We start from the raw sequence: 14,493 nt of genomic DNA, 5'->3' as shown, positions 1-14,493 counted from the left end.
CCTCGACAAGGAGATGTTTCGATGCGCCGTACCCTGATGATCGCCGCCGCCACCACGCTGCTGGCCCTGACCTCCACCGCCTCCGCGCGCGATACCCGCCTCGAGCAGTCCCTGCAGGAACTGGTCAGTTCGCAGGCCGCGAAGGACGCCGGCATTGACGGCAGCGTGCGCTTCTACCTGGCCGGCCAGCCGGTCGGCGTGCAGCAGCGCCTGGGCGAAGACGTGACCAACAGGAAGACCAACGCCGCCAACAAGAGCGACGCCGAAGCCTGCCGCTGGGTCGCGCTGTCGGCGCTGCGCGCGCTGCAGGATGGCGCCAGGTCGCGCGGTGCCAACGCCGTGGTCGACATCGTCAGCTACTACAAGAAGAACGAGTTCAAGAGCACGACCAACTACGAGTGCTGGGCCGGCACCTTTGTCGCCGGTGTGGCGCTGAAGGGCACCTACGCCAAGGTCAAGTAAGCCACCGTCATTCCCGCCCGCGGGCGGGGGATGCCGTCCACAGGGGGACACCATTAACTCGATGCACGCTACGGCCCTGGCCGTGGCTTTCTGCCGCGTGCCCGCGCTGTCGGCGCACGCGACCGATGCCACACCCATCCGCATGGCCGCCGAGAGGCCGTACCGGGGCGAGGTCGGCGGTGACCTGATCCGCCAGGAATGCGAATTCGGCCGCGACCCGAGCAGCAGCATCGTGCGCCATGCCGGTGGCAAGGTCGTGGTTGCCGCACCCGGCGAAGACGCCGCACGCCGCCTGGACATTGTCGTGACCAAGGCGCACTCCGCCGGCGGGGGCACCATTTGAAGGCCGAAGTGGGGGCGCATCTATGGCGAGCTCAAGGAAGACGGCCGCGTGGTCGGCAATTTCAGTTTCAAGCGCACCACCCGCCGGCCCTTCACCTTCCGCGCCTGCATTACCCTTGAACGGGTGGCCGATGCACTGGGCAGGGATGTGGCGCGCTGGCTGGAAAACCCGACACGCGATCCGCTGATGACCGAAGAGATCGCGGCCAACTGAGCCCGCCGCGTTGCCTGAACGCCGTCGCCACATTGCTGAACCTCACCGGGGAAACGCCGTCGATCACGCTGCCATCGTCGGCTGACGGCTTTCCCCGGTGTCGGCTTTCCGACACAATCATGGCTCTTCCCGGGTTATTGTCCCGCGGACATGCACGCCTACGTCTATAAAAGCCAACTCAAGCCGGACACCTACGTCTACGTTCCCCGACGCGAAGATTTCAGCGCGCTGCCTGCGCCGCTGCTCAAATCGCTGGGGACGCTCACTTTCGTCCTGGACGTGGCCCTGGATGCCGGGCGCCGCCTGGCCCAGGCCGATCCGGACAAGGTCCGCAGCGAAATGAGCGAGCGCGGGTTCTACCTGCAGGTGCCGCCGTCGGTGGCCAGCCTGATGCCGCGCCACTATGACTGACGCCTCCCGTCCGCGCGCCCTGTCGATTGCTTTCGCGGTCGGCACCCTGCTGGCGCTGGGTGCTGCCGTGGGCGGCATTGCCGGTGCTGTCCTTGCCGCACTGGCACAACCGGCGTTCGCGTTGGCTGTGTCGTGGTGGCGGCGCAGCCGCGCGCTGTTGCCTTTGAAGGTAGTTGCGCGCCAGGACCTGCCGGCGCTGCTGGCGTTGTGGTCAGCCGCGCCGGTGTTGCTGGCACTGCTGCTGGCCTGGCCGCTGGCCGCGCTGCGTGACAGTGGCAGCCTGGCCGCGGTGCTGGGCCTGAGCGTGCTGGTCAGTGCCGGCCTGCTCGCCGCCTGGCGCACCTGGCCGTTGTGGAACGATGTCGAGCGTCTGGATGGCAGCCTGGCCCAGCATTGGCATGCGCTGGCCGGACGTGACCTGACCGCCTGGCGCGGCCTCGGCGTGGCCGCGCTGGTGATCGCGCTGGCGGCGCTGGTGGTGCTGCCGGCGTGGCCCGAGCTGCTGCCGGGAAGTGCACGCTGGCCTGCCGCGTTGGCGGTGGTGGTGCTGTCGCCGCTGCTGCACCTGCTGCTGCAGCGGGTCGCGCCCGCACCGCTGGTGTCGTTGCGCCCCACGCCGTTGGCCACGGCCAGCGGCGAACACGAACCGATGTTCTCCGCGGCTGCTGAAACCGCGCCGCTGGAGGCAATGGCGCCGCAGGAACTGACCCCCGCACTGTATGAAGCCGCCCGCCATGGCCGCGTCGACCGTGGCCTGCAGCTGCTGCAGGCCGGTGCCGATCCCTATGCGTTGCCGGACCCTAACTGGCGCGACCAGCGCAGCCTGGCGGTGCTGGCCGCCGTGCTGCCGGACCTGCGCCTGCTGCGCGAACTGATTGCCCGTGGCGTCGACGTCAACGCGCCGCACCGTGGCATGACGCCGTTGCTGGCGGCCACCCGTGACAGCTGGCATGGCCGCCCCGAAGCGGTGATGACCCTGCTCGCCAACGGCGCCGATTCGCGCGCCACCGACAGCGATGGCAATACACCGCTGCACCATGCCGCGCGCAGTTCCGATCCGGGTGTGGCCGCGCTGCTGCGCGATGCTGCCGCCGAAGTCGACGCGCTGAACCGCGACGGCTGGTCGCCGCTGGCGGTGGCCTGCCAGGTCGGCAACTGGCGCCTGGCGCGCTTCCTGCTCGAGCGCGGTGCACGCAGCGAACCGGCCGAGGGCACCCCGGTGCTGCTGGCCGCCGCCGCCACCGAAGACGACGATCCGGCTGGCGTGCAGCTGCTGCTCAAGCACAAGGCACGCGCCGACGCCCGCGACCGCCAGCGCCGCAGCGCGCTGCACGAGGCGGCGTTGGCCGGCCACGTGGAGATCATCGGCGTGCTGCTCGGTGCCGGTGCCAATCTGGAAGCACGCGACGCCCTGGGCCGCACGCCCTGGCTGGAAGCGGCGCGCGCCGGTCGCGCAGCGGTGGTCGAACACCTGCTGCCGCACAAGCCGGACCTGCTCGCCGTGGATGGCGAAGGCCGCAACGCGGTGCAGCTGGCGGTGATGGCCGAGGATGTCTCGCCGTTGCTGATCAAGCGACTGGTGGAACTGGGCATCGCCGCCGACGCGACCGATCCGGCCGGTCGCCGTGCGGTGGACTACGCCGCCGAAGCCGGCCGCTGGGCGATCGTCGCGCTGCTGGATCCCGCCTATCCGTTGCCGGCCGCCGTCAGCGATGGCCTGGCCGAGCGTGGCGAAGCCGCCAGTGCCGGTGGCCTGCTGCCGGACCGCCCGCCGCTGACCCTGCTGCGTGAAGCGCTGGGCTTCGGCAACACCGACGGCATGGCCGCGCTGGCCAAGCTGTGCCAGCCGGAAGAACTGGGCGGCCTCCTGCTCGACCCGGAGCTGGCGCTGGAGCCGCGCGCGGTTGATTGGCTGCTGGGCCATGGCGCCGATCCCTACGTGCGCGACGCCTGTTCCGATACGCCGATGTTCGCCCTGCTGTCGCGCGGCATCGATGCCGTGCCGGCGCTGCAGGTGATGCTGCAGCGTGGCCTGTCGCCGGCCGGTCGCGGCGGCCTGGCGCGCTTCCTCGCCGCGTGCGCGCAGCACGATCAGGCTGCGCGAGGCCTGGAACAGCTGGCGCTGGAGCTGCTGGAGCGTGGCGCCGACCCGTTCGCGGCCTCGCCAGCCGGCGATCCGCCGCTGTCGCTGGCGGTGCGCCTGGGCTGGCTGCGCCTGCAGCAGGCGCTGCTGAAGGCGGGCGTCGATCGCGAAGCGCGCGACAGCCACGGCATGACCGCATTGCACCTGGCCACCGCGCTGGCCCGCGAAGGCGCACTGAAGCTGCTGGTGCAGCACGGCGCCTCGCCGGAAGCACGCGCCGCCGATGGCCAGACGCCACTGGGCGTGGCGCTGTCGATTGGTCGCCGCGATCTGGCCGACTGGCTGGACTGGCGGGTGTGGCCGTTGCCGCGCCGCACCCTGCGCGAGGCCGACCTGCCGGCTGCCGCGATGGCCGGTGACGTTGATGCCGTGCGGCGCCTTATCGATCTGGGCTTCGCCGTCGACGCAGTCGATGCACAGGGCTGTACCGCGCTGCTGCGCGCCGCCGGTGGTGGCCATCTGGCGGTGACCGACCTGCTGCTGGCACGCGGTGCCGATCCGCAGCATGCGGCGGCCAGTGGCGCCACGCCGCTGTCGGCGGCGGTCAGCATGCGCCAAGTGGATATCGTCTCGGCCCTGCTCGACGCTGGCGCCAAGCTGGAACACCGCCTGCCGGGCGGGGTGACCGTACTGATGCTGGCCTCTGCGCTGGGCCTGCCGGACATCGTCGCGCGCCTGCTGACCGCCGGTGCCGACGTACACGCCGGTGACGCGCAGCAGCTGGGTCCGTTGCACTGTGCCGCGCTGTACGGCTTCAGTGCCCGCGACCGCTCGCGCCTGCTCGCCCTGCTCGACACCCTGCTGCTGGCCGGTGCCGAGCCGGATCAGGCCGCCGCCGGCTCGGTCACACCGTTGCTGCTGCTGCTGGGCGCACGCGCCGAGCCCGGCACCGCCTGCGATGAGCAGGTGGTGATGGCCGCGGTGGAGCGCCTGCTGGACGAGGACGTGAGCCTGGACGTGCGCGACCCGCGCGGTTTCGGCCCGCTGCACTTGGCCGCCCTGCATGGCCTGCCGCTGCTGGTACAGCGCCTGCTGCGTGCCGGTGCCGATCCGGAAGTGCGCGACAGCCTCAATCGCAGCCCACGCGAGATCGCGGTGATGCGGGGCTTCATCGACGTGGCCGGCGAGTTCGAACCGCGCGTGCCGGGCGTCTCGTCGATGGCCCGGTTCCTGCGCGACAACGGCTGAGCCGAGGTCTGCGACCTCGACGCGTGGCGTGCACCTGCTGGCGGAATCCGCAGTGGGTAGTGCCGGCCGCTGGCCGGCAACCTCTTGGAACTCCGGGATTCTGAGCTTGCCGGCCAGCGGCCGGCACCACCGCAATTGGTGGTGGGTGCCGAGCGATGGTCGGCACGCTTACTCGCCGTCGCTTTCCGCGTCGGCCTCGAACAGGTGCATCAGGTCGTTGCGTGCATCACGCGAGGTCTGGATCACCGCCGCTTCGTCGTCGTAGACCAGGTACTGGTCGCGCAGCAGCTGTTCGTCGTGCTCGCGGAAGCGCTGCACGTGGCGCTCGGCCACGTTCGGCGCAATGCCCAGTGCGGTCAGCACGCGCCCGCTCATCTCCAGGCTGGTGCCGAACACTTCGCGGAACGGCTCGGCCGACATGTCCATCAACCGCCACGCATGCTGGCGGTTGCGCGCACGCGCCAACACCGTCGCGTCCGGGTACAGCCGGCGCACCATGCGCACCGCACGCAGGTTGGTCTCCGGGTCATCCACGGTGATCACGAACACATCGATGTGCTCGCCGCCAGCCGCGCGCAGCATCTCCGGCCGGGTCGGGTCGCCGTAGTACAGCTGGTTGCCGAAACGGCGCAGGTCGGCCACGGTGTCCGGGTTCGCTTCCAGCGCCACGAACGGCACCTTCTGCGCGGTCAGCAGGCGCGCGATCACCTGGCCGAAGCGGCCCATGCCGGCGATCAGCACCTTCGGCCGGTTGTCCGGCGCCACCTTGTCGGCGTCGGCCGGCTCGCGCGGCGCGGCCTTCTCCTGGCCCAGCAGTTTCAGCAGCGCGATCATCAACAGCGGCGTGATCGCCATCGACAGGCCGACGATGGCCACCAGCCGGTCGTGGTTGGCGTTGCCCAGCAGGTGCGCGCGCTGCGCTTCGTTGAACACCACGAACGCAAATTCGCCGCCCAGCCACAGCACGCTGCCCAGCAGCAGCGACTGCCGCGAACTGAGCCGGGCGACGCGGCCGACCGCGTACAGCAGGCCGAACTTGACCACCAGCAGGATGCAGACGCCACCGGCGATCATCCACGGCTCGGCGGCGATGCGGTCCAAGTCGATGCCCATCCCCACCGCGATGAAGAACAGGCCGAGCAGCAGGCCCTTGAACGGCTCGATCTGCGATTCCAGCTCGTGCCGGAATTCCGAGTCGGACAGCAGCACGCCGGCCAGGAATGCGCCGAGGCTGGGGCTGAGGCCGGCCTCCTGCATGAACCAGGCGGTGCCCAGCACCACCAGCAACGCGGTGGCGGTGAACACTTCCGGGCTGCGGGTGCGGGCAATGGTGCTGAACACCCGGCGCAGCACCGGCCGCCCACACAGGATCACCACCGCCAGCGCGCCCAGTGCGACCGCGGCATCCTCCCAGCGCAGGGTTTCGTTCTTCACCCCGCCCAGCAGCGGAATGGCCGCCAGGAGGGGGATCGCGATCAGGTCCTGGAACAGCAGGATGGCGAAGCCGAGGCGGCCGTGGTCGCTGTTGATCGCCTTGTGCTCGGACAGCAGCTGCAGGCCGACCGCGGTGGACGACAGTGCCAGCGCCACACCCACCACCAGCGCGCTCTTCCACTGGAAGTGGTCGAGCAGCAGCAGGCCGCCCAGCACCAGCCCGGACAGCGCCACCTGTGCTGCGCCAGCGCCGAATACCGAGCGCCGCATCACCTTCAGGCGTGCCGGCGACAGCTCCAGGCCGATCACGAACAGCAGCATCACCACGCCGATTTCGGCCGCACCGAGGATGCGGTCGGCGTCCTGCACGAACCCCAGCCCGTCCGGGCCGAGCACCACGCCGGCCGCCAGGTAGCCGAGTACCGCGCCGAAGCCGAACTTCTTGAACACCGGCACGGCGATGACCGCCGCCAGCAGCAGCACCAGGGCCAGTTCCAGACCACCGCTATGCATGGGAATACCTGGTCATCGCGGGGGCCTGTGCTGCGTTCGTCCGGGGAGCGCGGCCGTGCAGGCCACCCCTTCATTATGCGCGCATGCCGGCGGTCGCATCCTCTTTCGCAGCAAGCTGTCCTGACCCCAGGGCCGCCTGACCCCCCGCCCGGGCCAGGGTTGACCGGGCGTGCCGGCAGGTCCAGACTGCCCGCCGCTGCCGGCCCCGCCGTTGTCGAGCGTGTCAGGCAGTACACCCATCCCGGAGTCCCAACCCATGTCCAGCGACAGTAGAAGTCGACCTCGTTCGACGCCAGCGATGGCCACCGCCTGACATCGGGACGGTTTGCCTGCGTTGGCGTTGCGCGAGGTCGCACCCCCATAAGGCACAACCGATGAACCAGAAGCAACTGCTGCGCCCGGTGGCCGATGCCGCTGCCTTGGCCGCACCGCTGGCGAACTACAACACCGCCGACGCGGTGGAGTTCCTCAACACGCTTGAATTGACTCGCGCCGCCGACACGCTGGCGGCGCTGCCGTTGCCGCGTGCGGTGAAGCTGCTGGAAGCGCCCGAACTGCAGCGCAGCGGCGAGCTGGTGGCGGCGCTGCCCCCGGCCCGCGCCGCCGCTCTGCTCGGGCTGATGGCCGACGACCGCGCCACCGACATCGTCCATGAGCTGGACGAGGACGAGCGCGCGCGGCTGATCCCGCTGCTCGGCAACGACGCCCGCCAGGCCATCCAGAAGCTGCTCAGCTACCCGCCGAACACTGCCGGTGCGCTGATGACCACCGAGTACGTGGCGGTGCCGGCCAGCTGGACCGTGGCGCAGACCCTGCAGCACATCCGTCAGGTCGAGCGCACCCGCGAGACGGTGTACGCGATCTACGTGCTGGACCCGGCCAGCCAGCAGCTGCAGCAGGTGGTGACCATGCGCCGGCTGATCACCGGCCTGCCGGAGGAGTCGATCCTGGATGTCGCCCAGATCAATCCGCCGGTGACGGTGGACGCGCTGATGGACCAGGAAGAAGTGGCGCGGTTGATCCGCCGCCACGACCTGCTGGCGATTCCGGTGGTCGACGCGCAGCAGCAGATGCTCGGCATCGTCACCGTCGATGACGTACTGGATGCGCTGATCGAGGAGTCCACCGAGGACGCACACAAGTTCGGCGGCATGGAGGCGCTGGACAAGCCGTACATGCAGATCGGTTTCTTCGAGATGCTGCGCAAGCGCGCCGGCTGGCTGAGCGTGCTGTTCCTGGGCGAGATGCTGACCGCCAGCGCGATGCAGCACTACGAGGACGAACTGGCGCGCGCGGTGGTGCTGACCCTGTTCATTCCGCTGATCATGAGTTCGGGTGGCAACTCCGGCTCGCAGGCCACCTCGCTGCTGATCCGCAGCCTGGCGCTGCGCGAGCTGCGCCTGCGTGACTGGTGGAAGGTGGCGATCCGCGAGATCCCTACCGGCATGGTGCTGGGCGCCATCCTCGGCTGCCTGGCGATCGTGCGCATCGTGATCTGGCAGCTCGGTGGCCTGCATGACTACGGTGAGCACTGGATCCTGCTGGCGATCACCATCGGCGCGGCACTGGTGGGCATCGTCACCTTCGGCTCACTGTCCGGCTCGATGCTGCCGTTCATCCTCAAGCGCCTCGGCTTCGACCCGGCCAGCGCCTCGGCCCCGTTCGTCGCCACCCTGGTGGACGTGACCGGCCTGGTGATCTATTTCAGCATCGCCGCGCTGATCCTGCACGGCACGTTGCTGTAATCGGGCCGTCATCCACGCATCGCTTGGATCTGCTGGTTCCGGCGCTAGATCCGCGCCGTGCGTGGACATGGCGCCAGGGCCCGGCGCACGATCATGCCGCTGCATCGCCAGTCCGTGTACCGTAGGCACATGAGTACCTACCACCTGCAGTCCGTGTTCCGTCCGCAATCGGTCGCGGTGATCGGCGGCAGCCCGCGTGAGCGCTCGGCCGGCCGCGCGGTGATGCGCAACCTGCGTGGCACCGGCTTCCCCGGCAAGGTGGCGTGGATCAACCCGCGGCATGGCGAGATCGATGGCATCCGCACGGTCAAGCGGCTGAAAGACCTGGACTGGGTCCCGGACCTGGTGGTGATCACCGCACCGGCGGCGATCGTGCCGCAGGTGGTGCGCACGGCCGCAGAACGTGGCGTGCAGGCGGCGATCATCCTCACCGCACACCTCGGTGAAGGCCCGGGATCGCTGTCGGCGCAGGTAGAGGCGGTGGCGCGCAAGCATGGCCTGCGCATCCTCGGCCCGCACTGCCTGGGCGTGATCGCGCCGCATGCGCGGCTCAACGCCAGCATCGCCGCGCACTTCCCGCAGGCTGGCGACCTCGCCTTGGTCTCCGAATCCTCGGCCATTGCCGCCGCGCTGGTGGAGTGGGGCGTAGCGCGCTCGGTCGGCTTCTCCGCCGTGGTTTCGCTGGGCGACACGATGGACGTCGACTTTGGCGACCTGCTCGACTACTTCGCCACCGACTACCGCACCCGCGCCATCCTGCTGTATGTCGAGCAGATCAAGGACGCGCGCAAGTTCATGTCGGCCGCCCGTGCCGCTGCACGCGCCAAGCCGGTGGTGGTGGTGAAATCCGGCCGCGCCGAGCGCGTGCAGCCGGGCAGCCGCGATACCCATGTGCAGGCACTGGCGCGCGCCGACGATGTCTATGGCGCTGCGTTCAACCGTGCCGGACTGCTGCGCGTGGGCGCCCTGGACGAACTGTTCACCGCCGCCGAATCGCTGGGCCGTCTGGGCACCTTCCCCGGCCGCCGGCTGGCAATCCTCAGCAACGGCGGCGGCGTTGGCCGGCTCGCCGTGGACCAGCTCATCGCATTGCGTGGCACGCTGGCCAACCTGTCCGACAGCACGGTCGAGAAACTCGACGCGGTGCTGCCGCAGGGCTGGTCGCGCAGCAATCCGGTCGACATCGTTGTCGATGCCGACGGTGACCGTTACGCAGCGGCGATCGAAGCACTGTTGGCCGACAACGAGAATGACGCGGTGATGGTGGTCAACGTACCGACCGCGTTCACCTCATCGGCCGACGCCGCGCAGGCACTGACCCGCACGCTCGGCCTGCGCCCGCGCCATCACCGCGACAAGCCGGTGTTCGCGGTCTGGCTGGGCAACGATGACCAGGCCACCGCCACGCTTAACGCAGCACGGGTGCCGACCTATCCGACCGAGGCTGAAGCGGTGCGCGGCTTCCAGCATCTGGTGCGCTACCGCGAGGCGCAGAACGCGCTGATGGAAACGCCGCCCAGCCTGCCGCAGGACTTCAGTGTCGACGCGGCTACCGCACGCACGCTGGTCGATGCGGCGCTGGCCAACGGCCAGCAGTGGCTGGACCCACTGGCTACGCATGAACTGCTCAAGGCCTACGGCATTCCCTCCGCGCCGGTGATGCATGCGCGCGATGCGCACGAGGCGATGGACCTGGCGCAGCCGCTGCTCGAGCGCGGTGCCACGGTCGCACTGAAGATCCTGTCACCGGACATCCCGCACAAGTCGGAAGTGGACGGCGTGCGCCTGAACCTGTCCACGTTGCCGGCGGTGCAGAGCGCGGCCAACGCGATCCTGTCGCGCGCACGCCAGCTGCGGCCGGATGCCCGCATCGATGGCCTGCTGGTACAGCCGACCATCGTCCGCCCGAAGGCACGCGAGATCATTGTCGGTATTGCCGATGACGCGACGTTCGGCCCGGTGATCGTGGTCGGCCGCGGCGGCACCGCGGTCGAAGTGATCAACGACAAGGCGCTGGCGCTGCCGCCGCTGGATCTACGCCTGGCCCATGAGTTGATCGGCCAGACCCGGGCTTCGCGCATCCTCAAGGCCTATGGCGATGTGCCGGCTGCCGACGAGCGCGCGCTCGCCCTGGCACTGGTGAAGCTGGCACAGCTGGCCGCCGATATTCCCGAAGTACGCACGCTGGACATCAACCCGCTGCTGGTCGACAGCAAGGGCATTCTTGCCCTCGACGCACGCGTGGCGGTGGCGCCGTCGCGCATTCTGCACAAGGGCCGCGGTCATCCGCGCTTCTCGGTGTTCCCGTACCCGAAGGAGTGGGAGCGCACCATCGAACTGTCCGATGGCGGCCGCGCCTTCGTGCGTCCGGTGCGTCCGGAAGACGATGCACTGTTCCGTGCGTTCTTCGCCCGGGTCAGTGACGAGGACCTGCGCCTGCGCTTCTTCCAGTCGGTGAAGCACTTCAGCCACGAATTCATTGCGCGCCTGACCCAGCTCGACTATGCGCGCTCGATTGCACTGGTGGCGATCGAACCACGCAGCGGCGAAATGCTGGGTGCCGTGCGACTACACGCCGACGCCGATTACCACCGCGGTGAGTACGGCATCCTGATCCGCTCTGACCTGAAGGGCCACGGCATCGGCTGGCGGCTGATGGCGATCATGATCGAGTACGCCAAGTGGCTGGGCCTGGATGTGGTGGAGGGGCAGGTACTGCGCGAGAACAGCACCATGCTGGCGATGTGCCAGAGCCTGGGGTTCAAGACCAAGCTGGATCCGGACGACCCGACGGTGATGATGGTGACCCTGCCGGTACAGCAGGTCGAAGTGCCCGACGTACCGCCGGTGGCGTGATCCCCGATAGCGCCGGGTCTGGATGCCGCCGAGGAAATTGCCGACGATCGAGCGCGAACGCACGGTGATGCCGTGCACCTCGCCGAGGCTGCGCACCACCCGATGGCCGGGAAGCTCGAAGGCGGTGGTGACCCGCGCATCAGCCCAACCGCCCCATTGCGGCATGGCCGGACCCAACCCGCCGCGCGACAATACCTCCATGACCGATCGCATTCCCCTGTTGCTGCTGCCCGGCCTGCTCAACGACGCCGAGCTGTGGCGCGCGCAGCTGGCCGACCTGGCCGATATCGCCGACTGCACGGTGGGCGACCAGACCCGTGGCGAGACCCTGCGGGCTGTGGCCGAGGATGTACTCGCGCAGGCGCCGGAGCGCTTCGCACTGGCTGGTTTCTCATTGGGCGGCTTCGTCGCCCAGCAGATCCTGCGCATTGCACCGGAACGGGTGATGCAGCTGGCGTTGATCGATACCTCGATCCACGCCGACTCACCGGAGCGCGCCGAGCAGCGCCGCCGCCAACGCGCCAGCGTGCGCCTGCCGGGCAAGTTCCACGGCTTCGGCGATGCGCTGATGCGCAGCTACATCGACGCCTCGCGGCTGGACGATTACGTGCTGGTGCAGCGCGTGCGCGACATGACCGCCCGCCTGGGCGCGGAGGTGTTCCTGCGCCAGAGTGCGCTGGAACGGCGCGATGGACATGACGTGCTGGCAGGTTACCGCGATCGGCTGCTGATCGTGTGCGGTGCCAACGACCGCATCACGCCGCTGGCGGTGAGCGAGGAAATGCACGTACTGGTGCCGCATTCGCAGCTGGTGGTGGTGCCCGATTGCGGGCACCTGGCGCCGATGGAGAAGCCTGAAGAAGTCAGTGCAGCGATGCGTGGGTGGTTGCTGCAGGGCAGGGAGTGAACGGTAGGTGCCGACCTGGGTCGGCACGCTGTTTCAACGATCAATCACAGGTCAGTGCCGACCCAGGTCGGCACCTGCCGATTCGGTTCCGCAACCGCGGTCGGGATCAATCCCAGGCCGGCGCGATGCCGTCCGGATTGGCCAGGCGGTGCCCCCGATCCAGCTTGGCGATCTGCGCCATGTCCTCGTCGGTCAGCCGGATCGCGGCCGCGTCCAGGTTGCTGGCCAGGTTCTCGCGCTTGGTCGAAGACGGAATGACCGAGTAACCCTGCTGCAGGGCCCAGGCCAGCGCGATCTGCGCGGGTGTGGCCTGGTGGCGGCCGGCAATGGCCTGGATCACCGGGTCCTTGATCACCTCGCCATAGGCCAGGCTCATGTAGGCGGTGATGTGGATGCCGTTGTCCTGCAGGAACTTCACCAGCAGGCGGTTCTGCAGGTACGGATGGATCTCGATCTGGTTGGTGGCGATCGCATCGGCGCCGAGGATCTCGATCGCCTTGCGGGTCTGGGCGATGGTGAAGTTGGAGATACCGATCGCCCTGGTCAGCCCCTGCGCCTTGGCTTCGGCCAGCGCCGGCAGGTACTCCTCCATCGGCACGTCGACCTTGTCGTTCGGCGAGGGCCAATGGATCAGCGCCAGGTCGACGCGGTCGGTGCGCAGCTTTTCGAGGCTGGTACGCAGGCTGGCCAGCAGTGCATCGTGCTTGAACTCGGAGATCCACACCTTGGTGGTGAGGTACAGATCATCACGCGGCACGCCGGACTCGGCGATGGCCCGGCCGACTTCGGTTTCGTTGCCATAGATCTGCGCGGTATCGACGGCGCGGTAGCCGACATCCAGTGCATTGCGTACCGAGTCGATCACGGTCTGGTCCTTCAGGCGGAAGGTACCAAGGCCAAAGGCGGGAACAGTCATGGAAAGCTCCAAGGGGGAGGGAGTTGCAAGGGAAAGAGGGTAGGACAGGTGCCGTATGCATGCCGGCAACGCTGCATTGCATGGATCAGTGCGCGGCCACGGCGATGCCGTCGGCACGATCATCGATGCCATCACGACGGTCCAGGCGCCCGCTGAGCACGGTCAGCGCATAGGCGGCCAGTACCACCAGCGCGCCGAGCCACGGCGTGTGCATCAGGCCGACGTGCTCCACCACCAGGCCACCCAGCGAGGCGCCCAGCGCGATGCCGATGTTGAAGGCGGCAATGTTCAGGCCCGAGGCCACGTCGGTGGCCTGCGGTGCATAGCGCTGCGCCTGCTTGACCACATAGACCTGCAGGCCGGGCACGTTGCCGAATGCCACCGCGCCCAGCGCCAGCACCGTCAGCAGCATCAGCCAGATGTTGTAGGCGGTGAAGGTGAGCACGAACAGTACGACCGCCAGCAGCGCGAAGATACGCTTGAGCGCGGGTACCGGGCCCATGCGGTCGGCCAGGCGCCCGCCCCACAGGTTGCCGATCGCCACCGATACGCCATACACCAGCAGCACCAGGCTGACCGCGTTGGCTGAGAAACCGGTGACGTCCTGCAGGATCGGCGCCAGGTAGGTGAACGCCAGGAAGGTGCCGCCATACCCCAGCGTGGTCATCGCATAGACCAGCAGCAGGCGCGGCTGGGCCAGTACCGCCATCTGCTGGCGGAAGCTGGACGGGGTGCTCTGCGGCACGCTGCGCGGCACGAACAGCAGCGCGCCCAGCAGTGCGATCACGCCGAGCCCGGCCACGGCCAGGAAGGTGGCGCGCCAGCCCAGGTGCTGGCCGATGAAGGTGCCCAGCGGCACGCCGGTCACCAGCGCCACGGTCAGGCCGGTGAACATGATGGCGATGGCACTGGCTGCCTTCTCCTTCGGCACCACCGCGGTGGCGATGATCGAGCCAATCGAGAAGAACACGCCATGTGCCAGGCCGGTGAGGATGCGCGCGGCGATCAGCGACGTGTAGCCCGGTGCCAGGAAGGCGATGACGTTGCCGACGGTGAACAGCACCATCAGCGCCACCAGCAGGGTCTTGCGCGGCACGCGGCCGGTCAGCGCGGTCAGCACCGGCGCGCCGATCGCTACACCCAGCGCGTACAGCGACACCAGCAGGCCGGCCGAGGGCAGGCTGACCTGCAGGTCGGCGGCGATGGTCGGAATCAGGCCGACGATGACGAACTCGGTGGTGCCGATTGCGAAGGCACCGAGGGTCAGGGCCAGCAGGGCAAGGGGAATGCCACGGATCATGGCAGGCTCCAAAGGGAAGGAAGGCGCGCAGTGTGCGCGGTCCACCTTTGCCTAAAAACCCA

The 14,493-nt window shown here is 68.9% G+C and carries 11 protein-coding genes and 1 pseudogene; 8 read left to right on the top strand and 4 right to left on the bottom strand.

Annotated elements, in window-relative coordinates:
• The first annotated feature begins 21 nt into the window (after window positions 1-21).
• From QZ853_RS20125 to QZ853_RS20105, 5 genes are all read left to right on the top strand, one after another.
• Window positions 22-462, top strand: a complete 441-nt coding sequence (locus tag QZ853_RS20125) for an excinuclease ATPase subunit (protein WP_295579415.1) — start codon at window positions 22-24, stop codon at window positions 460-462.
• Window positions 463-523: 61 nt separating this feature from the next.
• Window positions 524-805, top strand: a complete 282-nt coding sequence (locus tag QZ853_RS20120) for a hypothetical protein (protein ID WP_295579405.1) — start codon at window positions 524-526, stop codon at window positions 803-805.
• Between the two features lie 48 nt (window positions 806-853).
• Window positions 854-1,018, top strand: coding sequence for a hypothetical protein (locus QZ853_RS20115; protein WP_295579402.1), 165 nt, complete (start codon window positions 854-856; stop codon window positions 1,016-1,018).
• A gap of 150 nt (window positions 1,019-1,168) precedes the next feature.
• On the top strand, window positions 1,169-1,429 hold the full coding sequence (locus tag QZ853_RS20110; RefSeq protein ID WP_106549965.1) for a YcgL domain-containing protein: 261 nt from the start codon (window positions 1,169-1,171) through the stop codon (window positions 1,427-1,429).
• On the top strand, window positions 1,422-4,760 hold the full coding sequence (locus QZ853_RS20105; protein ID WP_295579399.1) for an ankyrin repeat domain-containing protein: 3,339 nt from the start codon (window positions 1,422-1,424) through the stop codon (window positions 4,758-4,760). The genes QZ853_RS20110 and QZ853_RS20105 overlap by 8 nt, the downstream gene beginning before the upstream one ends.
• Window positions 4,761-4,928: 168 nt before the next feature.
• Here the strand turns inward: QZ853_RS20105 and QZ853_RS20100 are convergent, their stop codons facing one another.
• Window positions 4,929-6,707, bottom strand: a complete 1,779-nt coding sequence (locus QZ853_RS20100) for a monovalent cation:proton antiporter-2 (CPA2) family protein (RefSeq protein WP_295579396.1) — start codon at window positions 6,705-6,707, stop codon at window positions 4,929-4,931.
• A gap of 374 nt (window positions 6,708-7,081) precedes the next feature.
• Here QZ853_RS20100 and mgtE point away from each other — a divergent pair, with 374 nt between their 5' ends.
• Window positions 7,082-8,452, top strand: coding sequence for a magnesium transporter (mgtE, locus tag QZ853_RS20095; protein WP_295579394.1), 1,371 nt, complete (start codon window positions 7,082-7,084; stop codon window positions 8,450-8,452).
• Window positions 8,453-8,581: 129 nt separating this feature from the next.
• Entirely contained in the window at window positions 8,582-11,308 is a 2,727-nt protein-coding gene (locus QZ853_RS20090) for a bifunctional acetate--CoA ligase family protein/GNAT family N-acetyltransferase (protein ID WP_295579391.1), read from the top strand.
• 15 nt (window positions 11,309-11,323) lie between these two features.
• On the opposite strand, the pseudogene QZ853_RS20085 reads toward QZ853_RS20090, so the two are convergent.
• Window positions 11,324-11,473: pseudogene (locus tag QZ853_RS20085) on the bottom strand (heavy metal-binding domain-containing protein); the annotation flags it as partial.
• Between the two features lie 34 nt (window positions 11,474-11,507).
• Here QZ853_RS20085 and QZ853_RS20080 point away from each other — a divergent pair.
• The gene (locus QZ853_RS20080) at window positions 11,508-12,215 is read left to right on the top strand and encodes an alpha/beta hydrolase (RefSeq protein ID WP_295579388.1); all 708 of its coding nucleotides are present in this window, start codon (window positions 11,508-11,510) and stop codon (window positions 12,213-12,215) included.
• 106 nt (window positions 12,216-12,321) lie between these two features.
• Here the strand turns inward: QZ853_RS20080 and dkgB are convergent, their stop codons facing one another.
• Both dkgB and QZ853_RS20070 read right to left on the bottom strand, forming a co-directional pair.
• Entirely contained in the window at window positions 12,322-13,131 is an 810-nt protein-coding gene (dkgB, locus tag QZ853_RS20075) for a 2,5-didehydrogluconate reductase DkgB (protein ID WP_295579384.1), read from the bottom strand.
• A gap of 85 nt (window positions 13,132-13,216) precedes the next feature.
• Window positions 13,217-14,431 (bottom strand): MFS transporter, encoded by a 1,215-nt coding sequence (locus QZ853_RS20070; RefSeq protein WP_295579371.1) that lies wholly within the window; start codon window positions 14,429-14,431, stop codon window positions 13,217-13,219.
• Window positions 14,432-14,493: the final 62 nt, after the last annotated feature.

The organism is uncultured Stenotrophomonas sp. (genome assembly GCF_913778665.1).
GTDB lineage: Bacteria > Pseudomonadota > Gammaproteobacteria > Xanthomonadales > Xanthomonadaceae > Stenotrophomonas.
The sequence above is the reverse complement of the archived record's forward strand: the minus strand, read 5'-3'. Positions and strand labels throughout refer to the sequence as shown.

Bases quoted from the DNA above. Each gene is read 5' to 3' on its own strand.
- QZ853_RS20090 (WP_295579391.1), top strand. From the start codon at position 8,582: ATGAGTACCTACCACCTGCAGTCCGTGTTCCGTCCGCAATCGGTCGCG.
- QZ853_RS20110 (WP_106549965.1), top strand. From the start codon at position 1,169: ATGCACGCCTACGTCTATAAAAGCCAACTCAAGCCGGACACCTACGTC.
- dkgB (WP_295579384.1), bottom strand. From the start codon at position 13,131: ATGACTGTTCCCGCCTTTGGCCTTGGTACCTTCCGCCTGAAGGACCAG.
- QZ853_RS20125 (WP_295579415.1), top strand. From the start codon at position 22: ATGCGCCGTACCCTGATGATCGCCGCCGCCACCACGCTGCTGGCCCTG.
- QZ853_RS20070 (WP_295579371.1), bottom strand. From the start codon at position 14,431: ATGATCCGTGGCATTCCCCTTGCCCTGCTGGCCCTGACCCTCGGTGCC.
- mgtE (WP_295579394.1), top strand. From the start codon at position 7,082: ATGAACCAGAAGCAACTGCTGCGCCCGGTGGCCGATGCCGCTGCCTTG.
- QZ853_RS20120 (WP_295579405.1), top strand. From the start codon at position 524: ATGCACGCTACGGCCCTGGCCGTGGCTTTCTGCCGCGTGCCCGCGCTG.
- QZ853_RS20100 (WP_295579396.1), bottom strand. From the start codon at position 6,707: ATGCATAGCGGTGGTCTGGAACTGGCCCTGGTGCTGCTGCTGGCGGCG.
- QZ853_RS20105 (WP_295579399.1), top strand. From the start codon at position 1,422: ATGACTGACGCCTCCCGTCCGCGCGCCCTGTCGATTGCTTTCGCGGTC.
- QZ853_RS20080 (WP_295579388.1), top strand. From the start codon at position 11,508: ATGACCGATCGCATTCCCCTGTTGCTGCTGCCCGGCCTGCTCAACGAC.